This is a genomic window from Virgibacillus sp. M23 (assembly GCF_034190895.1).
GTDB classification, from domain to species: Bacteria; Bacillota; Bacilli; order Bacillales; family Amphibacillaceae; genus Virgibacillus; species Virgibacillus salarius.
In genome coordinates this window covers 18,310-38,379 of record NZ_JAWDHA010000037.1, presented here as the reverse complement: position 1 = coordinate 38,379, position 20,070 = coordinate 18,310, and the positions used below count along the sequence as shown (strand labels likewise).

At 35.6% G+C, this 20,070-nt stretch carries 23 protein-coding genes and 2 pseudogenes; 9 read left to right on the top strand and 16 right to left on the bottom strand.

Annotated features, from left to right (window positions below; all coding sequences use genetic code 11):
* Positions 1-126 precede the first annotated feature (126 nt).
* From RVS70_RS14205 to RVS70_RS14170, 8 genes are all read right to left on the bottom strand, one after another.
* Positions 127-1,362, bottom strand: a complete 1,236-nt coding sequence (locus RVS70_RS14205; RefSeq protein WP_026680715.1) for a dicarboxylate/amino acid:cation symporter — start codon at positions 1,360-1,362, stop codon at positions 127-129.
* Between the two features lie 312 nt (positions 1,363-1,674).
* Entirely contained in the window at positions 1,675-2,532 is an 858-nt protein-coding gene (locus RVS70_RS14200; protein ID WP_026680716.1) for a DUF421 domain-containing protein, read from the bottom strand.
* Between the two features lie 27 nt (positions 2,533-2,559).
* Positions 2,560-2,760 (bottom strand): DUF1657 domain-containing protein, encoded by a 201-nt coding sequence (locus RVS70_RS14195; protein WP_026680717.1) that lies wholly within the window; start codon positions 2,758-2,760, stop codon positions 2,560-2,562.
* A gap of 11 nt (positions 2,761-2,771) precedes the next feature.
* A complete protein-coding gene (gene spoVAE / locus RVS70_RS14190) occupies positions 2,772-3,122 on the bottom strand; it encodes a stage V sporulation protein AE (protein ID WP_026680718.1) in 351 nt (116 codons plus the stop codon).
* Positions 3,119-4,135, bottom strand: a complete 1,017-nt coding sequence (gene spoVAD, locus RVS70_RS14185; protein ID WP_121605023.1) for a stage V sporulation protein AD — start codon at positions 4,133-4,135, stop codon at positions 3,119-3,121. Before spoVAD ends, spoVAE begins: the two co-directional genes overlap by 4 nt.
* Positions 4,135-4,614: a stage V sporulation protein AC gene (spoVAC, locus tag RVS70_RS14180; protein ID WP_026680720.1), complete on the bottom strand. Its 480-nt coding sequence runs from the start codon at positions 4,612-4,614 to the stop codon at positions 4,135-4,137. Before spoVAC ends, spoVAD begins: the two co-directional genes overlap by 1 nt.
* Positions 4,615-4,632: 18 nt before the next feature.
* On the bottom strand, positions 4,633-5,106 hold the full coding sequence (locus tag RVS70_RS14175) for a hypothetical protein (RefSeq protein ID WP_321133768.1): 474 nt from the start codon (positions 5,104-5,106) through the stop codon (positions 4,633-4,635).
* 73 nt (positions 5,107-5,179) lie between these two features.
* Entirely contained in the window at positions 5,180-5,386 is a 207-nt protein-coding gene (locus tag RVS70_RS14170) for a DUF1657 domain-containing protein (protein ID WP_026680721.1), read from the bottom strand.
* A 169-nt stretch (positions 5,387-5,555) separates the two neighbouring features.
* Here RVS70_RS14170 and RVS70_RS14165 point away from each other — a divergent pair, with 169 nt between their 5' ends.
* Complete coding sequence (locus RVS70_RS14165) at positions 5,556-6,002, top strand: hypothetical protein (protein ID WP_026680722.1); 447 nt, start codon at positions 5,556-5,558, stop codon at positions 6,000-6,002.
* A gap of 380 nt (positions 6,003-6,382) precedes the next feature.
* On the opposite strand, the gene nfsA is transcribed toward RVS70_RS14165, so the two are convergent.
* Together nfsA and RVS70_RS14155 are read right to left on the bottom strand one after the other, a co-directional pair.
* Positions 6,383-7,132 carry an oxygen-insensitive NADPH nitroreductase gene (gene nfsA / locus RVS70_RS14160; RefSeq protein ID WP_321133765.1) on the bottom strand — a complete coding sequence of 250 codons (750 nt, stop codon included), beginning with the start codon at positions 7,130-7,132 and terminating at the stop codon, positions 6,383-6,385.
* A gap of 554 nt (positions 7,133-7,686) precedes the next feature.
* On the bottom strand, positions 7,687-7,830 hold the full coding sequence (locus tag RVS70_RS14155; RefSeq protein ID WP_161629267.1) for a hypothetical protein: 144 nt from the start codon (positions 7,828-7,830) through the stop codon (positions 7,687-7,689).
* A gap of 380 nt (positions 7,831-8,210) precedes the next feature.
* On the opposite strand from RVS70_RS14155, the gene glp reads away from it, so the two are divergent.
* From glp to RVS70_RS14125, 6 genes and pseudogenes are all read left to right on the top strand, one after another.
* On the top strand, positions 8,211-9,476 hold the full coding sequence (gene glp, locus RVS70_RS14150; RefSeq protein WP_026680725.1) for a gephyrin-like molybdotransferase Glp: 1,266 nt from the start codon (positions 8,211-8,213) through the stop codon (positions 9,474-9,476).
* A gap of 521 nt (positions 9,477-9,997) precedes the next feature.
* Entirely contained in the window at positions 9,998-10,408 is a 411-nt protein-coding gene (locus RVS70_RS14145; RefSeq protein ID WP_026680726.1) for a YwpF family protein, read from the top strand.
* A 165-nt stretch (positions 10,409-10,573) separates the two neighbouring features.
* Positions 10,574-11,941 (top strand): TrkH family potassium uptake protein, encoded by a 1,368-nt coding sequence (locus RVS70_RS14140; RefSeq protein ID WP_051388302.1) that lies wholly within the window; start codon positions 10,574-10,576, stop codon positions 11,939-11,941.
* Between the two features lie 25 nt (positions 11,942-11,966).
* Positions 11,967-12,113 carry a hypothetical protein gene (locus RVS70_RS14135; RefSeq protein ID WP_161629268.1) on the top strand — a complete coding sequence of 49 codons (147 nt, stop codon included), beginning with the start codon at positions 11,967-11,969 and terminating at the stop codon, positions 12,111-12,113.
* A 49-nt stretch (positions 12,114-12,162) separates the two neighbouring features.
* A pseudogene (locus tag RVS70_RS14130) lies at positions 12,163-12,582 on the top strand (diguanylate cyclase domain-containing protein); the annotation flags it as partial.
* A gap of 54 nt (positions 12,583-12,636) precedes the next feature.
* The gene (locus RVS70_RS14125) at positions 12,637-13,386 is read left to right on the top strand and encodes a putative bifunctional diguanylate cyclase/phosphodiesterase (RefSeq protein ID WP_304956768.1); all 750 of its coding nucleotides are present in this window, start codon (positions 12,637-12,639) and stop codon (positions 13,384-13,386) included.
* A 54-nt stretch (positions 13,387-13,440) separates the two neighbouring features.
* Here RVS70_RS14125 and RVS70_RS14120 read toward each other — a convergent pair.
* The 4 genes and pseudogenes from RVS70_RS14120 to lepB all read right to left on the bottom strand — a co-directional run.
* A pseudogene (locus RVS70_RS14120) lies at positions 13,441-13,524 on the bottom strand (YjcZ family sporulation protein); the annotation flags it as partial.
* A gap of 208 nt (positions 13,525-13,732) precedes the next feature.
* Positions 13,733-14,875: a S1C family serine protease gene (locus RVS70_RS14115; protein WP_026680728.1), complete on the bottom strand. Its 1,143-nt coding sequence runs from the start codon at positions 14,873-14,875 to the stop codon at positions 13,733-13,735.
* Between the two features lie 34 nt (positions 14,876-14,909).
* On the bottom strand, positions 14,910-16,067 hold the full coding sequence (locus tag RVS70_RS14110) for a DUF2116 family Zn-ribbon domain-containing protein (protein ID WP_321133758.1): 1,158 nt from the start codon (positions 16,065-16,067) through the stop codon (positions 14,910-14,912).
* A gap of 348 nt (positions 16,068-16,415) precedes the next feature.
* Positions 16,416-16,940 carry a signal peptidase I gene (gene lepB / locus RVS70_RS14105; protein ID WP_026680730.1) on the bottom strand — a complete coding sequence of 175 codons (525 nt, stop codon included), beginning with the start codon at positions 16,938-16,940 and terminating at the stop codon, positions 16,416-16,418.
* Positions 16,941-17,123: 183 nt separating this feature from the next.
* On the opposite strand from lepB, the gene RVS70_RS14100 reads away from it, so the two are divergent.
* Positions 17,124-17,297: an aspartyl-phosphate phosphatase Spo0E family protein gene (locus RVS70_RS14100; protein ID WP_080668659.1), complete on the top strand. Its 174-nt coding sequence runs from the start codon at positions 17,124-17,126 to the stop codon at positions 17,295-17,297.
* Between the two features lie 30 nt (positions 17,298-17,327).
* On the opposite strand, the gene RVS70_RS14095 is transcribed toward RVS70_RS14100, so the two are convergent.
* Positions 17,328-18,485, bottom strand: coding sequence for an aminotransferase A (locus tag RVS70_RS14095; protein WP_026680732.1), 1,158 nt, complete (start codon positions 18,483-18,485; stop codon positions 17,328-17,330).
* A gap of 115 nt (positions 18,486-18,600) precedes the next feature.
* On the opposite strand from RVS70_RS14095, the gene RVS70_RS14090 reads away from it, so the two are divergent.
* Entirely contained in the window at positions 18,601-18,747 is a 147-nt protein-coding gene (locus RVS70_RS14090) for an FbpB family small basic protein (RefSeq protein WP_080668660.1), read from the top strand.
* A 236-nt stretch (positions 18,748-18,983) separates the two neighbouring features.
* On the opposite strand, the gene RVS70_RS14085 is transcribed toward RVS70_RS14090, so the two are convergent.
* A complete protein-coding gene (locus tag RVS70_RS14085) occupies positions 18,984-19,895 on the bottom strand; it encodes a DMT family transporter (RefSeq protein WP_026680733.1) in 912 nt (303 codons plus the stop codon).
* Positions 19,896-20,070: the final 175 nt, after the last annotated feature.

Sequence of the window (20,070 nt, the reverse complement as noted above, 5' to 3'; positions counted from 1 at the left end):
GGGAAGTGGGCAGCCGGAGTGGTGGTCAAGCAAGCAGTAGCTATTATTCCATAATAGCTACTAGAGGAAGCGTAAATCTGAGCATTTAGTGATAAGGACTGAGCGAATTTTGCTCCGTTTTTCTTATTAAGCAGTTGATGCTTTTGCTTTTTCCATCCAATCTTTTCCTTCTAATTGTCTTGTAACAAGCATACTTGAAACTGTGTCACCTGTAACATTAACCATTGTGGCTGGTGGATCGACAACGACACCGATGGCCGATATAATTGGTAAAGCCTCCATAGGTAGTCCGTATAAGGTAATAATCATCATCTCACCCATAAAACCACCACCAGGAATACCACTCATAACAATTCCTGATAACAAACAGATACCGATTGCTGTTAAGAATGTATCTATACCTGTAAAGTCCTTATTAAAAACACCAAAGACAAAGGAAATTTTTAACATCGCAGAAAGGCATGAACCATCCATATGTATAGTTGCTCCTAGGGGAAGTATAGTCTCCCTAATATCTTTTGGTACGCCAATTCGTTTAGCTGCCTGTAAATTCACAGGAAGCGATGCAATACTACTACCAGTACCTAAAGAGGTAGCTGCAGGGGATAAAATGTTCTTCCAAAATCGAACGGTTCCTTTTTTGCCACCAGCTATAAAGGCGTATAGTGTAAAGCCAATTACAAAATAAAGGAAGGAAACCGGATAATATATAATGACAGCTTTTGCATAGTCACCAATCAGGTCTGCTCCAAATTCACCAACTAAAGCAGCGAAATAAGCGCCTAAACCAATAGGAGCATAATACATGACTAATTGTATAATTTTCATAAATACTTCAGAGCCACTTGTTAAGAATTTCGAGAATGGGCGACCTTTTTCTCCTGTAATACCGGTTGCTACGCCGATTAAAACAGAAAATATAATGAGTGCAAGCATGTTTTCACGAGAAAATAAATCTACAAAATCAGGTACGGTAAATGTATTGACGATCTGTTCAGAAAAACTCATTTCTTCTACATTATCTGGCTCCATAAGTGGAATATCAACACCTGAACCAGGCTGGAAAATTACTGAGGCTGTAAGCATAAATATTGATGCGATGATACCAGTAACAATAAATATTGTAAGCATAGAACCCATGATTTTCCCGAGCCGTTTCATACTATCCATGCTGGCAATCGCAGATGATATGGTAAAGAAAACGAGTGGAACAACAATCATAAATAATAAATTAATGAATAAGTCACCCAATGGTTTAATTACCGTTGCCTCTTTACCAAATGCAAGACCAATAATAGAACCTATAATGATCGATGATAGTAAAATAATGGGAAAACGATAGGCCTTCAATTTGTTCCTCATGTTACTCAGTCCCTTTCGTATATAATAAAGATAACTACTTTATCCCGTGTATAACTGGCAGTAGGTCCCTAAAGTGAAACCCAATATGATAAGTGAGGGATCGTCGACTGCCAGTAAATGTCCGATTAGTTCAAAGGCCTTTAGGTCATACCCTTGTGGTACTAACTATCAGTGTGGGATAAAGAAAAACCCCACGGATTGAAGTTTCACTTTTTATTTTACACGAAAAGCAACCGCAACAAAAGGAAATCGGTGGCTGGACAATAAAGATACACCCCGCCTTACACATAAGTACGTAAAGGGGGTGTATAATTAGATGAGATATGGATTAAGTAAATCGATAGCTTGCTGAAGTTTTTTGCTGTTTTTTTCGTAAAGTTGTTTCGCATGTTGATTCTCAGTTGCTAATGAAAAAAGCTCGAGGTCAGCTTGACATTTTTTCATGGTTGCCATAAGTAAAGGTTTTTCTGACGGCTCCGTCACAGCAAGCAAATCGTCATATAAATCAAGGTATAGCTGTCCGTCATTATCCGCTTGCGCCAGAAATACATTTTCTATACTAACATTTTGTTTATCAAGTTCAGTCTCCAACCAGTTGACACTTAAGGATAAGTTGGCAAGAGGTTCTAACAACATTTCACCATCCATAATAACCGTTTGAGGTTCTTTTTCAGGCGCCAGCTTTAATCCTAAATCTTTTGCTGTTAGAGGTTGGTTTTCTTTTTTAGGAAGAACACTTAAAGAACCGGACGGTTCAAGTACAGCAAATTCAACATCAGATGCAAGAAAAACATTATTATCCCTTAATTTCTCTAAAAGATCATCTGTCGAATATCCTTCCTTTTTAAGATTATCTTCCATAATTTTTCCATCCTGAATCAAAACAGTGCTGCTTCCCTCTGTGAAGTTCCGAAATCGTTTACTTTTTAAAGAAATATACTCTACAGTTAATGGTACGATAAACCAAATAAACATGGACAGTATAGCATAAATTAAGTTTGCGTTTGGATCAATCGTGTGGATGGCAACTATTCCTCCAAGTACGATACCGGAAATATATTCAAACACATTTAATTGTGAGATTTGTTTCTTCCCAAGCCATTTCGTCATAAAAAACAAAATGATCAGTAGAGAAAATGACCGTATGATCACAATAACCCATTCTGGCATCGGTTATCTATCCTTTCTTATTACAGATTACTTGTATTGTGGCTCTTCTTTCGTAAGTTGAATAACGTGCTGTTGCAAATCTCTTTTTATTTCAGTTATTAACTGCTCTACTTGAAGGTATCTTTGCTGTGCCTCTTGTTCCGTTGTTTTTTCTGATAATAGATGCAATGTAGCCTCTATACTTTTTATAGAAGAAAAACAGCCTTTCACCTGAGAACCTACTGTCATTCAATACCCTCCTAACCTTTTGGTTTGAAAATTATGGCACCGATAACACCAAAAATAATTGCAGCTGAAATACCAGCGCTTGTTACTTCAAACATCCCAGTTACAACTCCAACTAGACCGTGGATTTCTGCTTCTGCCATTGCTCCATGTACCAGTGAATTCCCAAAGCTTGTAATTGGTACAGTAGCCCCTGCACCAGCAAAGTCGATTAATGGTTCATAGAGTCCAAAACCGTCTAAAATTGCCCCGGATACAACCAATATAGTCAATGTTTGCCCTGGATTTAGTTTTAGAACATCGAGTAAGAGTTGACCAACTACACAAATTAGACCTCCGATTACAAATGCCCAAAAAAAGATCATGAAACATCACTTCCTGCTTCTATTGATACTGCATGCGCAATACAAGGTATTGGATCATTTTGTTGGATACTTAGTGGTGAATGAAGCGCACCAGTTGCTACAACTAATATGCGTTTAATTTCACCCTTCTTCATTAAATTAAGAAAATGACCATACGTTACAATGGCTGAGCAAGCAGGGCCACTAGCTCCAGCTAGAACGGGTTGACCTTCCCGATAAATGGTTAATCCACAGTCAACATATTGGTCTTCATGGATGGTTACGCCTCTTTTCTGCAATAAGTCCAAGGAGACTTCTCTACCGATATGTCCTAAGTCACCAGTAATAATATAATCATAGTAGGAGGGGTCGATGTTCCGTTCTTTAAGATGTGTTTCAATTGTATTCACTGCTGCTGGTGCCATGGCTCCACCCATATTAAACGGGTCTGTCATTTCCATATCAACAATTTTTCCTATAGTTGCGGAAGTAACAACTGGACCTTGACCATGTTGCGCGAGTAATGCACATCCCGCTCCTGTAACTGTCCATTGAGCAGTTGGCGGTTTTTGTCCTCCATATTCGGTAGGGTATCGGTATTGTTTTTCTGCAGCTGCATTATGACTTGAAGTTCCGCTTAAGATATAGTTTGCTCCTTTGGCATTTATGATCATAGCTGATAATGCAAGGCTCTCCATAGAGGTAGCACAGGCGTTAAAAATTCCCAAGTAAGGAATGCCGATCGTTTTTGCAGCAAAGCTACTAGGTGTAATTTGGTTTATCAAATCACCACTAATAAAAAATTCAACTTGTTCTTTTTCGATTTTGCTCTTTTTGATAGCCATTTGACAAGCTTCTTCCATTAATGCTTGTTGTGCTTTCTCAAAGGAATCTTGCTTTAGCCACATATCTTCATGTAGTAAATCAAAGTCATTCGCTATATTACCATTTGCTTCGAACGGTCCGCCGACCGTTCCAGTAGCAATAATGACAGGAGTATTAGCAAACACCCATGTTTGGTGTCCAGTCAGCATTATAATCCACCCCACTGAATGAGAATGGTTTTGATGAGGGCAATTACAAATGCAGAAAAGACACCATAGACAATAACCGGTCCAGCTAATTTCAGCATGTTCGTACCTACTCCTAGGATAAATCCTTCAGTTCGGTGCTCAATTGCTGCTGAAATAACAGCGTTACCAAACCCTGTAACGGGTACGGCAGAACCAGCCCCAGCAAATTGACCAATTCGATCATAAAATCCAAATCCAGTAAACAACATCGTAATAAAGATCAGAGTTGCTACAGTGGGATTTCCTGCAGTTTGTTCCGTGAAATGAAAGTAATAGATATAAAAAGTGGAAATGATTTGACCTATAAAGCAAATGATTCCACCTACTAAAAAGGCTTTTACACAATTTTTTAATATGGGTCTTTTCACTTCCCTCTCTTGTTGGAAAGCTTGATATTCCTGAGCATCAGGCGGTGTATTTTTTTTCGTTTTATCTGCCATTCATTATCCCTCATTTCCTCATGTCTGCTCTTTGGAGAATTCAATAAGCTTTTTCAATTTCTTTTCCAGCTTTTTCTTACTATAGGATTTGGATTGAATAGATTTCTCTAATTTTTCTAATTCCATAACAATTTTCTTATCTGTCGAAAGCTCGACTTTTAAGTCTTTAAATTCCTTTTTCATCTGTTTGGTTAGTTGTTCTCTTATCTTTCCCAGTTGAAATCGTTTACCATGCTGTATTTCTATCGCAATTAGCATATGTTTATCTGTATTAACTGCCTTTACTGTAGTTATTTCCTGGTAGTGACTAAGTATTTCTTTCGCTCTGTTTGCATGATGTTGACTTACAGATGAATTTGTCGATATTTTTGTTAAATCTATGTCTCCATTCGGTTGATTGGTCGGTGGCTCTAAAGCAGAGTCATTACCACAACCAATTAATGTAATTAGTAAGAAACTTATCATTAAATTTCTAGCCCATCTCCATTGCATTTAATCACCCATTTCATTTATCGAGCTAAAAAGGGAGGCTGGTAATTCCAGCCTCGAAATAGTTAATTTCTTCTTAAAACCCTTTATATTGAGGCTCTTCCTGTTCTATTTGCTTCACTCTAGGCTCTACACTTTGTAAGATAGCCATTGTTTGTTGTGCAGCATTTTCATATAGCTGTTTTGCTTGCTTGTTTTCAGTTTGTAGTGCAAATTGTTCAAAACTGGCTTGGGCACTTTTAAGACCTGCTATGGTTTGTTTAACTTGGCTTGATACAGTCATACAGATCCTCCTTTGTGATATCATCATTAGTTAGAATGAGGATTTCTAGAGGTAAATATACGATGGATATTTTTCCTATTATAACCAGTTATGAAAAATTATTAAAAATTGAAACATTATTAAGGGGTAAATCGTCTTATATGTAAGAGGTTTTGTGGGAGGATTTCATGTGAAGAAAATCATTGTTATTTTATTGATGATTGGTATTTTTTTACTCTTACTTATTTATAGCGACTTTAGGAATGCAAATGCAAAATTAGTGGAGGATATAACAGTAAGTAAAGAGATGGATGATTTTATTTTACATATACGAATTGAAAACACACAAGAAGGAATAGAAGTTTTTCGATCATTACAGTATATTGGAAATGAGGAGGTAGTTGTACATCATCAGTCCCCCTTAATATCTGTATCTATGGATCATAAAAATCATGATTTTACTGGTAGTCCTGTAAATAGAACGCTTAAAAGCGGAAATGTATACATACCTCAAGATCCAGATATATTTCCGATACCAAGAAGTGAAAAAATGACAAATATATATTTTGAAGCACGTTTTAAAGTCAATGGAGAGTGGAAAGTGATTGATCATGTTGAAGAACTTCATTTTAACTAGAGACTGGAACAAAATAATTTTATTTACTTAAATAGGTTCTATCATTGCTCCATCAGTATACAACCTTCCTGGGGCTCATCTACAGTTGGCGCCTTTCCCCGTGGGATAAGGAAGACTTCGACAGCGATACATCGCAGAAAAAGCGCTCTTCTTTAAAAATCTACGTATTTTTGACTGCGCTTCATATTAATATTTATTCGAACTATTTTAGTTTCGTTCCACACCCTAGTTATATACATAAAGTGAAACTACAATCAGTGGAGCTTGTTCCCTCCACTGATAGGAACCAATCGGACATGTACTGGCAGTCGATCCCTCACTTATCATATTGGGTTTCACTTTAGGGACCTGCTGCTAGTTATATGCGGGATAAATGAAGCTCATTGTTTGTTTACATTTTTCATTTTCAAGAATGGAGCAACATCCATTCGAATCGGGTTTGAAAATTTTCTCACCATTTGTTCTGTCCATGTATCTTTGCGCTTATTCTGCGTCCGTATCTGATAATAATCGTGAAGCTCTTGATCGAACTGTTGAATAAAAGGAAGCTGTTTTTCTATCTGTAAGTAAGTATTATGATGGTAAACGGCTTCGTATGGTAATCTTGGCTTTAATTCAGGCTCTTGGTCTGGATATCCAACGGCTAATCCGAACAATGGTATTACTCTTGGAGGTAGCCTCAATAAATCGTTTAATTTTTGAACGTCATTGCGTAAGCTTCCAAGAAAGCAGATTCCTAAGCCCAGGCCTTCGGCAGTAATTGCCGCATTTTGTGCAGCAAGCGCTGCATCAATTGTCATGACAATAAATTGTTCAGAGCTTTCCAAGCTTTTCTGCATAGCCAGCCTTTCTTCATTGCTACCAATTTGCTCCACGCGATGTAGATCACCACAAAAGACAAATAGGTGTCCATTATCTTTTACGTAGGGTTGTCCAGAGATTTCTGCTAGTTGTTCTTTTATGCTTTCATCAGTGATGCCAATTATCGTATAAGCCATAACATGACTAGAGGTGGATGCTTGCTGTGCGGCTGTCACAATTGTTTGAATTTGTTCTTCTGAAAGTTTTTGGTTTTTAAACTTACGAATAGACCGATGACTCATGATTGTGTCGATTGCTGATATTGTCATTATCATTCTCCTTTATTACTGTGAATTAATTTCTAAAGTGATGGTACTCATTGATAGATCATCTAAGGTAGTTTGTTTTATTAGCTCTGGTTCTTGAAAATCAGGTTTTAAAACAGATAAGGTTTGATTATCTTCTCATTTAGCATTTTTTAATGGTCATATAAAAGGAAGAATATCTTCACCACTAGTATTTGCTAATGATACTATTTCCCAGCTTTCAACGTCAATAACTACGATATTTGATACTGGAAGAGGAGGTGTATCCCGTTGAAATACAAACAGGTCTGTGAATGAATAGTCACAGCCTTTGCTAAATCGGATATAAGGTATGCTTTATGGTTCATAGCTGGATTAAAAATTAAATAAGAGCACAAATCGTTGGTACAAGAAAATTCGAGCAGGTAGATTGGTTTTGCTAAATCAGTGAGCGGAATCCATTTTCTCCATAGCTGATTTTGGGTCGCTAGATGTATGTAAATATGATCTTAATATCGGGACCAATTGAAGATTAATGGTTATTTTCTCATTCTTTAAGTAAAGCTCTATAAATTCTTCTACATCTTTATTACTATTTCTTCCAAGAATGCGGCTCCGTTATTTTCTTGGTTTATTCCAGCATCTGCTCTTTCAATAACAGGTTTGTCATCGCTACATGAGGTAAGTAAAAGCATTAATAGGAACAATATACCCTTCTTCATAAGAACACACCTCACCTGTTTTTTACCATTATACAATAAAGTGAAACTTCAATCCGGGGGGGGTTCACCTCAGATTGTTAGTACCACAAGGGTATGAGCTAAAGGCCCTTGAACCAATCGGACATTTACTGGCAGTCGATCCACACTTCCCCAAATTGGTTTCACTTTGTTTCTTGAAATGGGGATCTTACTGCCAGTTAGATGTGGGGTAAACAATCAAAAAGTATATATAAGTTCAATCAAGACGATTTTTATTTCTTTGCTTTACATGCTGGATATATTGTTTTGGAATTGTGCGTGCTTCACAAATCGTAGGCTATATCAAAAAATTACTATTTTTGGTACACTAGCTTTATATAAAGGGATAAGGGGAGAAATGTATGGTGAAGCCTAGAAATCCTATTATGGTGGATGAAGCAATTAACAAAGTAATGAGACATAAATGGGAAGCTGAGACGGAACTTGTCTCACTTGAAAATTGTGACCTTCGTCGGCTTGCAGCACCATTTATTGCAACACATAATATACCCTTCTTTCATAAATCTCCTTATGACGGTTTTGCTATTAGAGCAGAGGATACGAAATATTCTACAGATGAAGATCCGGTTGTTTTTGAAGTTATCGACTATATTGGAGCTGGACAATTACCCAGAAATGAATTAGGTGAAGGACAGGCAACAAGGATTATGACTGGTGCAAAAATCCCGCAGGGAGCTAATTGTGTTGTTATGCTTGAAGATTGCTACACCTATCAAAAAGACGGTATTCATTATATGGAATTAGCCAAAAAAATGGAAGAAAATCAAAATATTATTAAAGAAGGCTCTGAATTAGCTAAAGGAACTTTGCTAGTAGATCGAGGAGCAATCATCAATCCAGGTATAAAAGCTTTATTGGCAACGTTTGGGTATCATCAAGTGGAAGTGATAAAAAAACCACTTATTGGTGTTATTGCGACAGGGACGGAACTTCTTGAGCCAGATGAAGACCTGGAAAGTGGAAAAATATATAATTCGAATGCATATATGATATTATCACAAATCAAACGAGCAGGGGGAGATCCTAGCTATTATGGAAAGCTTGATGATGATGTTACTTCCAGTTATTCGCGAATCAAGCGTGTACTTCAAGAAGTAGACATTTTAATCACGACAGGTGGTGTATCCGTTGGTGATTTTGATCTTATGCCAGAGCTTTATAACATGCTAGGTGCAACTACCTTATTTAATAAAGTAGCGATGAGGCCAGGAAGTGTAACAACGGTAGCGGTGAAGGGAAAGAAACTTTTATTTGGACTATCTGGTAATCCATCTGCATGTTACGTAGGTTTTGAATTATTTGTGCGACCAATGATTAGAGGGATAATGCATCAAAAAAATGTTTGTATGAAACGTGTCAAAGCAAAACTAGATGATGATTTTCCAAAAATGAATCCATATACTCGATATGTGAGAGGACAACTAAGCTATCAGGGTAGAGAACTATATGTACAACTTGCTGGGATAGATCATTCAAATGTGGTATCTTCACTAGCGTATACTACATGTCTGATAGAAATACCGGGCGGAAAAGAAAAATACGAAAAAGGCGATGAACTAGAAGTTCTATTATTGGAAGACATGGAGGGTCAAGCGAATTTTCGTTAATATAAAGGGGGGAGGCAATGTCGTGATTAATTATGGAGGATCGATTTGGAAGACCACTTAAAGATGTAAGGATTTCAGTAACGGATCAATGCAATTTACGCTGCACATATTGTATACCAAAAGGAATTTTTGGTGAAAACTAAAAATTTCTATCAACGACTGAATTATTATCATTTGATGAATTTTTATTGATTGATAGTAGAGCGATTTGCACGAATTACGGTGGGGAACCGCTGTTTTTCCTGCGTAATTTGGCTGACAATATTATTGCGAGCACTCGGGAAACAGTTTTACAATTTCGGTTATGCCCGGTGGAGTGAAAAGAATTGTCTCAAATGATCCTAGAACATTATCTAGGAACATCACGGAACGTCCAAGTGATTGAGATCTGATGCAATGAAATAAACGCATTTATGAAAAATTCCACAAACGAGTTGCAACAGCTTGTATATTATTTAAATGAATCAGAATGGATAGGCTGAAAATTAATTCCTTAATATACTATACGAGGAGTGGTATCGTTGAAAACTTTTAAACTAAAATTATTAAATGTGATGGAAGAAAAGGATGGAGAAATCATTCCACATCGGATTCCATTGATAGATGGTTTAATTATTAATCGGGAAGATGATAAAAACCAATGGACAGTAGAGGCTTACGTTGAAAGCTCATACATGCCATATTTTGAACAATTAAGTAAAAATAAAGATGAGATATTAATTCAGGTTAAAATTACAAAAGAAAGTAATGATACAGCGACATTTATCACTTCTATCATAGGTATGAATGAGATCGGCTCAAACATGAATGTGTTATTTTTAGGTAATATTGTAGATAGAAGAAAGGCAAATATTGAATCAATGCTAACTACGTTAATTGAAGAAGGATATCAAGGTAAAGAACTATTAAAGAAATTTAAAGAAATTACGTGATAAAAGTTAATCAAGCATTGGTGAAGTTTTAAAATTTGCGAAAATTCGGGTCGCGAACTTTTTTGAATGAAATAGGCGCATTTATCTACAGCGCCTGCTATAATATGAATAGGATTTTTAGTACATATGGATGTAAACACCAGAGCAAACAAGGAGTAATTACATATGCAATACCAAAAGACGACAGCGATTCGCTGGGCAAATAGGCTGTCACCAGTTCAAATCTTATTATTATTTTATTTTTTTGCCGTGTTACTATCAACGGTCATTATGTCCTTACCAATCGTTTATAAAGATGGAGTAGATATTCCGTTTATTGATATTCTATTTACAGCCGTCAGTGCACTTAGTGTCACTGGTTTGAGTTCCATTACAGTTGCAGATACGTTAAGCACTACGGGAATTATTTTACTCGCAGCAATTCTACAGCTAGGTGCTGTAGGAGTTATGGCGATTGGGACATTCATTTGGCTTTTACTAGGAAAAAAAATTGGTTTGAAAGAACGTCGATTAATTATGACAGACCAAAATCAAACGACATTTGAAGGAATGGTTCGTTTGATTAAGCAAATTGTTTATGTACTGTTAACGATTGAATTTATTGGATTTATTGTATTAGGAACGTATTTTTTACAATATTTTGATACAGCTAAAGAAGCGTATCTTCATGGGTTCTTTGGTACGATAAGCGCCGTATCAAATGGTGGATTTGATATAACGGGTTCGTCACTAATTCCATTTAAAGACGATTATTTTGTACAATTTATTAATATGCTATTAATTATTTTTGGGGCGATTGGTTTTCCTGTATTAATCGAGGTAAAAGAATACATATTTGCTAAGCCAGATATACGAAAACATATTCGTTTTAGCTTATTTACAAAAGTTACTACCACCACATTTCTTATCCTTATTATTATTGGTGCTTTTTTCATGTATCTATTGGATATTACTAATTTTTTCGTCGATAAATCATGGCATGAAGCATTCTTTTATTCGCTTTTTCAGTCAGTAACGACAAGAAGTGGTGGACTAGCAACAATGGATGTCAGCCAACTTACGGAGCAGAACCATTTATTTATGTCTTTATTAATGTTTATTGGTGCCTCACCAAGCAGTGCTGGAGGAGGCATACGTACAACTACATTTATTTTAGTTGTAATTTTTATCATTACATACGCTAGAGGCGGGAAGAGTATTCGTCTATTTAACAGAGAAGTGTATGATGAAGATTTACTAAAAGCTGTTACCGTAACTTTAATGGCACTAATTTTAGTATTTACATCTGTACTGGTTATTTCAATTGCTGAACCATTTTCAATAACACAAATTATGTTTGAAGCAACATCTGCTTTTGGTACAGTAGGTCTTTCACTAGGTATTACAAGTGAATTAACTTCATTTAGTAAGGTTGTTCTAATGATTTTAATGTTTATCGGCAGAGTAGGTATCATTACATTTTTATTTATGTTTAAAAATAATAAAAACAGTGGTAATTATCATTACCCGAAAGAAAAATTAATTATTGGATAAGTTGTCAGTTGGGAGAGAATGATATATGTCTAAGCAGAAGCGTTTTTTGCCAATCCCTCATCGTATTTTAGTTAATTTACAAGAAGCTATCCTAATTACGAACAAGAGTGGAATAATCTTAGCCGGAAATGACGCTGCTTATACGTTACTTAAAATAGAATCGGATATTTAGCATTTTATGATGAGCTAACGGACTTACCTAATAGACATTATTTTCAAAAGTACTGAATGAAGCAATTGAGCGAGCTACCAGCCGAAACGAAGTTTTGGCAATCTACTCCTTTGATTTGGACTACATTAAAGAGCTTAATGATACACTGGGTTATTCTGTAGGTGATAAATTAATTAAAGCAAGTGGAGAAAGATTAAAGGGGTTTATTGAAGCAAACACATTTATAGCTCGCCTAAGTGGCGATATGTTTCTCGTTTTACACTATGGAATAGATACGAAGGCATCCATTAATAAATTTGCAGAACGATTAATCCATTGCTTTCAAGACCCAGTAAAAATAAATGATTGTGAAATCTATACTTCAATAAGCATCGGCATTAGTCTTTTCCCTCAAAATGGGCTTACTGCTGATGACTTAATTAAACACGCTAACTCCGCATTGCTTTCAATAAAAGATACATATCGTAATTGCTATAAATTATTTGAAACCTCTATCTCTGAAAAGTTCAAGTCACTTCTTACTATGGAAAATCAACTGAGAAAAGCGATAATTGGCGGCCAATTTGAGTTGTATTATCAACCGCAAGTCGATTTTACATCTTCACGAATTATCGGAGTGGAAGCATTACTGCGATGGCGACACCCTGAAAAAGGTTATATATCCCCACGTGATTTTATTTCGATTGCAGAAAAAACGGGCATCATTATAGATATAGGTGAGTGGGTTCTCCATGAAGCATGTAGGCAAAACAAAAAATGGCAGGATGAAGGACTTACACCTATTGTTGTAAGTGTGAATCTATCTGCCGTGCAACTTCACCAAAAAGGGTTTGTGGGAAAAATCAAAAAAATCCTAAATGAGACAAACTTAGATGCAAAATATCTAGAATTAGAAATAACGGAATCCATGGCAATGAAAAATGAACAATCGATATTGGATATTTTGCAAGAACTTAGATCAGAGGGGATTTTAGTTGCTATTGATGATTTTGGGACAGGTTATTCCTCATTAAAATCTTTAAGCTTATTTCCAATAACTAAATTAAAGATTGATAAAATGTTTATGAATAAACAAGATGAGAATCGACTGATTGTGAAATCAATTATTCAACTATCGCATTCTTTAAATATGAAAGTTATTGCTGAAGGTGTTGAAACGAAAGAACAGTTTACCTTTCTTCAACAAGAGAAGTGTGATGAAATGCAGGGGTATTTTTTTAGCAGGCCAGTACCTGCCTATCAATTAAAAGAAATGCTTCTTAACGATAATTAAAAGAACAACAGCTTGCGCCAAGAGAAGAAAGATGGCACAAGCTGTTGTTTTGGTTTAGCAATAAAATGCAGCACCTACGATAATCAATAGAATAAAAAGCACTACGATTAATGCAAAGTTGCTACCATATCCTCCACTAGGATAGCCGCAGCCTCCGCCATATCCGTAACCCATTATTTCACCTCCGATCTTACAGTTACACTATATGCGATCGCGGAGAAAATGGTTTGGACTTTTACCTAGTTATAACGGATTTCTAATAGTAATAAGGCCGATCTATCCCCAATATAACTGGCAGTAAGCCCTCTGGGGGATAAACAAAACTCCCGCTGATTGAAGTTTAACTTTATTCCTTTGTTTCTGTTGCTGTAATACTAGTAATTTTAATTTGATCATTTTCATATTTTGTAGTAAACGTATAGGCATAAGATGTTTTGCTAGCTTTTTCTTCCTCTTTAGATCTTTTTTCAATGGTGACGGAAGCTTCAATTTGAACTTGATTATTGTCTGCTATAGTGCTTTTTAATTCTGAAAATTTCACGTTTATAAAATCAATATAACCCTCTCGAAATTGCGCGTAGGAGGACTTAGATTGCATCTCACTACTTAATAGTGCGTAAGCATTAACGTAATCTCTAATTTCAATACTCTCAAGGAAATAATTAACTAAATACTCTGCATCCTCTTGAATCTGATCGGGGTCTTTAGAACTAATAATATCTGATGTGCTTGCAAAATCCAGTTTATCCGTTTGAGCTTCGTGTGACCATTGGTCCATTTCATCAATTACTTCAGTGATTGGGATACTAAATCCTATCGTGCCGTCTTTAGTTCCAACTGAATTAATCCCAACAACATGACCTGTTTTTCTGTCAATTAATGGACCGCCACTATTCCCATCTGTAATTTGAGCAGATATTTGATATACATTATTATAATTAAATCCATCCACCGTAAAATTACGTTCTTTTCCAGAAATAATACCTAATGTAACAGTATTTTGAAAACCGTGTGGACTACCTAATGCAATAACTTCATCACCTATTTCAGAAGGCGATTCTTTTTCGACTTCCATATATTGACCTGCAAGCTGTGGAACACGAATGACAGCAATATCTGTATCTTCACCAATCCCAACAACCGCAGCTGGATAAATTTGCGCATTGGCAGTACGAACATAGATTACATCAGCATCTTTAATTACATGGGCGTTGGTAATAATGTCTCCACTTTTATTATATACGAATCCTGAGCCTGTAATGGTACTATCTTCATTTTGTCCCTCAATCTGAATTACATTTTTTTCAGCTTCATGAATGATTGATTTTAAATCTAAATCTTGATTACTTGTAGTTACTTTATTTATGACAGGATTACTAATCGACATATCTTCGCTTTGCCATTTTTGGTAAATAAATATCATAGCTATGATACCAATAATAAGTACAAGACCTGATAGAAGATATGTCGAATACTTTAGTTTCGGCACTGCATTGTTCACCTCGCTTGAATGAGCCTCTTAATTAATCGGTATACCAAGTTATTTTCTCAACATCCGTTTCTACATCTTTGGCTTTATAGTCGATATCAAAATGAGTGAATTCAAAGTTTCCGGACTCATCTGGATATAATTCATCAGGATATACGTAAACGCCATTTGTTAATAACTCATGTCCATCCTTAGTTTGAAGTCTATACTTAACCATGATGGAATTAACAGGGATGGTTGCCACACTCTTAACCTTCCCTTTAACTACAAGATTACCTTGATCATCACTAGTGGTTTTTATGGATACTAATTCAACCGCATCATTTTCATTTACTTGCTGTTCTTTCGTAGCAGAGGTCATAGCTTGCTCGATTCTTTTTTGCTGGGCCGTTTCAAAACTCACCTGCTCCTTATCAATCGTTGTCTGTAAACTTGTTAATTTCTCTGACTTAGGAGCATATTTTAAGCCATCCTCAACAATTAATTTCGCATCATTAAATTGTTTTTTATTTAATTGCTCATTGGCCCTTGTGTACGTATAATTAATTATTTGGTCTCTAATATCTTTTGTAATTGGTTCAGCTTCCTCAGTGTCGATAGAAGCAGCGTCCCAAAGTAATATTTTTAATTGATCAATATTCGGTTCCTTTTTTAAAGATTCTGTTACTTGCTTTAATTTAACAGCATTTCGATTAGCTGCAATCTCGTCAATTAATTGGTTTATCGCAGGCCCATCAAAGTCTTTTAGCGTGTTTTCTGTATTATTGATAAGATCGAGCGCTGCCTGATATTTTTTTTCTTTAAGAAACTGCGTTGACTCTTCTAATGAAGCTCTTATAGATAACGCATGTTCCATAAATTCAAGTGAATGCTGTGCTTGATTAAAATTATGCTTATAGTCAATCGCTTTCTGAAAGAGCTCTTTAGCTTCTTGATATTCTGCATTTAGAACCTTCTCTTCACCCTTATTGTATAAGTCCTTTGCTTTAGCAGTTCGAATTTCTAACGTAACATAGAGTAAGACGATAGAAAGCAATACACAGCCTGTGACAATCGCTGGTAGCTTCCAAAATTGCTTGCCTACTTTCTTTTTCACCCGGTTAAACCTATCTTCTGGTAGTTTCTTGCCACATTTAATACAATAGCTCTCATCTTCTTTAATTGATGTACCACAGTACGGACAATGGAGCATTTAAATCACCTGCTTTTATATGAAACAGCTTCTGTTTTCATTTAATTAGTAATAGCATTATTTTATCATATTTTGACTTTTCTTAGGTAATAGAAATTGGTATGATAAAGTGGAAGTATTCCAATAATAAGATTAACTAAGTTATGTTACATAGGAGCTTTTTGGAGGAGGTGCGGTACATATGGAAATCGATATGGGAGCTGTCTTCGGTATTATTTGTTTTGTTATTATTCTGTTAAATATTGGTTACTGTATCTTTGATGCAGAAAAATAAGTAATTAATGGAAACTTCAAAAAAGATCAGACGAATCGTCTGATCTTTTCCCATACACTACGTTATATTATTATTTATCTGGTTAAGGACCATTGATCGAAAGGGAAAATGATAAATTCAGAGCGGCCTATAATTTCATTTTCTTCGATTAATCCCAAGCCATTTCGGCTATCCTTACTTATTGCTCTATTGTCTCCCATAACAAAATAGTTTCCTTCAGGTATTTCCACTGGTCCATAATTACCTGACTGACGTTGTGCTTCTTCATTTAAAAAATTTTGTTCGTATTTATCACCATTAATATAAAGGTTACTTCCATTAATTTCGATTGTCTCGCCAGGAAGTCCAATAATACGTTTCACATAATTTTTTAATGGTCTTTCGATAATAACAATGTCCCCGCGTTCTGGTTCATCAAGAATATAGATTATTTTATTAAAGATTACTCTTTCACCGTTTTGGAGAGTGGGGTCCATGCTTTCACCTTCAACAATAGACGTTGCAAAAATAAACGTTCTTAAAAAGAAAGCAATTAAAATTGCAATAATGATTGCCTTAACCCATTCCAACCATTCATTTTTCTTTTTTGTTTCTGCCACCGAAGACATCCTTTCCAGAAAACATTACACTTATTATAGTAGCATAGTGGACAAAACTAAGCGAGTAAGAGAATCTCTACAAATAAAATAGCTTGTGTTATATAGCAAGAAAAACTTGTCAAATTCTGTAATGCTATGCTACAGTAAAATAAACCAAAAGGAGGAGGTATCACTGCGATCATAATGAGTACAACAGACAATCTTCTTAAAAGAATTGAATTTCTGCGTAATAAAATGACGGAGGTTGCATTGGAAAAAGGGTTTACCAATCTTGAATCAGTTGCGCTTAGTCAAGAATTGGATAGGCTCTTAAATCTTTATGAGAGCATGAAACACCCTGATGCACATGAAAAATAGAAATTATAATGATGTAATTATAGGAACGGTTTATAAATACGTCTGAATAAAATCCTCCAATCTATCCAGTCCTTTTTGTAAGGTCTTTAATTGATATGCATAGGAAATGCGCATATATCCTTCTCCTAGTTTAGAAAAGCTATTACCTGGTACTAGCGCAACCTTACCTTTTCTTACTAGGTCCAATCCTAATTGGAATGAGCTTATTTCTTTTATCGGAAATTTTGGGAAGAAATAAAATGCTCCTTCAGGCCTCTGGACACTAAGCCCCATGTTGTTCAATCTCTCTTGTACATAATCTCTTCGCTGCTGATAAGCAGATCGCATTTCGCTTGAATCGTCTATTCCATATGTTAAAGCCTCTAATGCAGCATACTGGCTAATGGAAGAAGCGCAGGAGACATTATATTGATGAACCTTTAGCATCTCCGAAGCGATCCAATCGGGTGCTAATACGTAACCAATTCGAAACCCAGTCATGGAGTGGGATTTTGATAACCCATTAATAACAATGGTTTTATCTCTTATCTCGGAAAATCTAGCTATGGAAATATGTTGGCTGTCATATACTAATTCACTATATATTTCGTCTGCTAATACAAACAGTTCTTTATCTTTCAGTATGGAGACAAGTTGTTGCAATTCTTCTGTTGAGAATGAAGCCCCAGTTGGATTAGAAGGATAGGGCAAAACAATACATTTTGTTTTTTTTGTTATATGCTTAACAAGCATATCTTTAGTAACTTTAAAGCCTGTTTTAGTTGTATCCATATAAACCGGACTTGCTCCAGCTAAGCGGATTAACGGTTCATATCCAGGGTAAATTGGTCCAGGGAGTAATACCTCATCTCCTGGATTCAATATGGTACGAAAAGCAATATCAATCGCCTGAGATGCACCTGTTGTAACAATGACTTCATTTTCAGGATTATAGCTAATCGCGTACTGCTTTTGATTAAACACAGCTATGGCTCGACGAAGTTCAATAATACCTGCATTATGTGTATAGGTTGTTTTGTTTTTATGTAAGGAATTTACCGCTGCCTCCTTAACGTGATCGGGTGTATGGAAATCTGGTTGTCCAATGGTTAACGATACAATATCTTTTTCATCTGCTACCATATTAAAAAATTTACGAATCCCTGATATTTCTATTTCTTTTACATTTTTATTAAGTAGATGTTGCATAAAATTACCTCCAAGGTGAATTAATTAAATTGTTAAAAAATATTTAAAAATTTGTGATCTAGTTTACAAGAATTTACGGTATACTCTTGTTGACAGTATAAAAGGAGTGTATCACATGCGACCAAAAACGTTAAATTTTGAGCAGTTAGTTAAACAAAATAAACAAGAATTACTAGACGATAAGAAAAGCATTTCTCAGATAGAAACTAGATTAGAAATGAAACAGATGAAATTAGTCCAAAACAAGAGGAAAAAAGCTTGATCTCTATTATGTCTAGGTAAAAGAGACTGAGACAAAAGAATGAAGAGAAATAATTAAAAACGAACGATAAGGTACCGACCCCCTGAAGTTAGAGTAAAAAATCTAATTTCAGGGGGCGTTTTTGTGGCTAAATAGCGGAAAGAGCGTATATTTTCACGGTGCGGCGATGATTCTCCTATTGATCATATGATTATTCGTATTTTGAGTAAAGAAGTTGTGTTTTGTCCCAGCCTCTTTTATGATGTACCAGTTTTTCGTAAAAGGTTGACCGCCTTAGGTTGGTTATTTAACTGAATAAAAAGAACAGCCCCCAAAATACAAGCCATCCCAATCGATTGGATGATAGAAAACGTCTCTTGAAATATTAATATACCTATCAATGTAGCTACAACTGGCTCAACTGTTGATAAAATAGATGCTTTGGAAGCTTCTGTGTGGTTAAGTCCATGTGTATAAATAATATAAGCGAAAGCAGTAGGTAAAAAGCCTAATCCAAGTGTGTAGAAAATCACCTCGGGGTACATGAGTAATTCCCATTTTTCCTTGTAAGGAAATAGAGGTGATAATGCAATTGCAGCTATGATGAACGTATAAGTAGTTATGCTGAGACTAGAGTATTTTCGAAGTGCAAACTTGCTAAATATACTATATAAGGAGTAGCCAAATCCAGCACCTAAACCAAAAATAATTGCACTTAGAGATACAGCATTTAGATTAAATGGTATGACTTCTACTACGAGACAAGTTCCAATTAATGTCGTTAGAAGAGCCATAAGCTTCCCTTTCGTAATGGGCTCTTTGAAAAATAAAAAGGATAATATCATTACAAATGCAGGGGCGGTGTATAATAATGCTGTAGCCACAGGAATGGTACTTAATTCAATCGCTGTAAATAGGCAAAAATTAAAGAAAGTAATGCTTAAAATACCAGTTCCAAGGAAATACCTTATATCTTTCAAGGATTTAAGCTTTAGTTTGTTTCGGAAAAAAAATAATAAGTAAAGAAAGAGCAATAGGGCTGTTGACCATGCTCGTAAAATTACTACCTCCATAGGTGTGAAGCCAAACGAATAGAGGTTTTTAACATACCAACTGATTGTCCCCCATAAAGCAGCACCAGTGATAATATATAAATATGCTTTTTTCAAATACAAATCACCCCTCTATAGTTGTCAATTTAGCCCATTATATCAAATTTAATAAATGTTCTGTGAGAATTTTGTGTAGAAGGTAATTTCTTAGGGATGAATAAGGATGTATAGTTAAAAGAAGAGTAGGATAGAATGCTACTAATCTATGGAAAGAAGAAAGGGACGATACAAT

Bases quoted from the DNA above. Each gene is read 5' to 3' on its own strand.
- RVS70_RS14205 (WP_026680715.1), bottom strand. From the start codon at position 1,362: ATGAGGAACAAATTGAAGGCCTATCGTTTTCCCATTATTTTACTATCA.
- RVS70_RS14200 (WP_026680716.1), bottom strand. From the start codon at position 2,532: ATGCCAGAATGGGTTATTGTGATCATACGGTCATTTTCTCTACTGATC.
- RVS70_RS14195 (WP_026680717.1), bottom strand. From the start codon at position 2,760: ATGACAGTAGGTTCTCAGGTGAAAGGCTGTTTTTCTTCTATAAAAAGT.
- spoVAE (WP_026680718.1), bottom strand. From the start codon at position 3,122: ATGATCTTTTTTTGGGCATTTGTAATCGGAGGTCTAATTTGTGTAGTT.
- spoVAD (WP_121605023.1), bottom strand. From the start codon at position 4,135: ATGCTGACTGGACACCAAACATGGGTGTTTGCTAATACTCCTGTCATT.
- spoVAC (WP_026680720.1), bottom strand. From the start codon at position 4,614: ATGGCAGATAAAACGAAAAAAAATACACCGCCTGATGCTCAGGAATAT.
- RVS70_RS14175 (WP_321133768.1), bottom strand. From the start codon at position 5,106: ATGCAATGGAGATGGGCTAGAAATTTAATGATAAGTTTCTTACTAATT.
- RVS70_RS14170 (WP_026680721.1), bottom strand. From the start codon at position 5,386: ATGACTGTATCAAGCCAAGTTAAACAAACCATAGCAGGTCTTAAAAGT.
- nfsA (WP_321133765.1), bottom strand. From the start codon at position 7,132: ATGACAATATCAGCAATCGACACAATCATGAGTCATCGGTCTATTCGT.
- RVS70_RS14155 (WP_161629267.1), bottom strand. From the start codon at position 7,830: ATGAAGAAGGGTATATTGTTCCTATTAATGCTTTTACTTACCTCATGT.
- glp (WP_026680725.1), top strand. From the start codon at position 8,211: ATGGTGAAGCCTAGAAATCCTATTATGGTGGATGAAGCAATTAACAAA.
- RVS70_RS14140 (WP_051388302.1), top strand. From the start codon at position 10,574: ATGCAATACCAAAAGACGACAGCGATTCGCTGGGCAAATAGGCTGTCA.
- RVS70_RS14135 (WP_161629268.1), top strand. From the start codon at position 11,967: ATGTCTAAGCAGAAGCGTTTTTTGCCAATCCCTCATCGTATTTTAGTT.
- RVS70_RS14125 (WP_304956768.1), top strand. From the start codon at position 12,637: ATGGAAAATCAACTGAGAAAAGCGATAATTGGCGGCCAATTTGAGTTG.
- RVS70_RS14110 (WP_321133758.1), bottom strand. From the start codon at position 16,067: ATGCTCCATTGTCCGTACTGTGGTACATCAATTAAAGAAGATGAGAGC.
- RVS70_RS14100 (WP_080668659.1), top strand. From the start codon at position 17,124: ATGAGTACAACAGACAATCTTCTTAAAAGAATTGAATTTCTGCGTAAT.
- RVS70_RS14095 (WP_026680732.1), bottom strand. From the start codon at position 18,485: ATGCAACATCTACTTAATAAAAATGTAAAAGAAATAGAAATATCAGGG.
- RVS70_RS14090 (WP_080668660.1), top strand. From the start codon at position 18,601: ATGCGACCAAAAACGTTAAATTTTGAGCAGTTAGTTAAACAAAATAAA.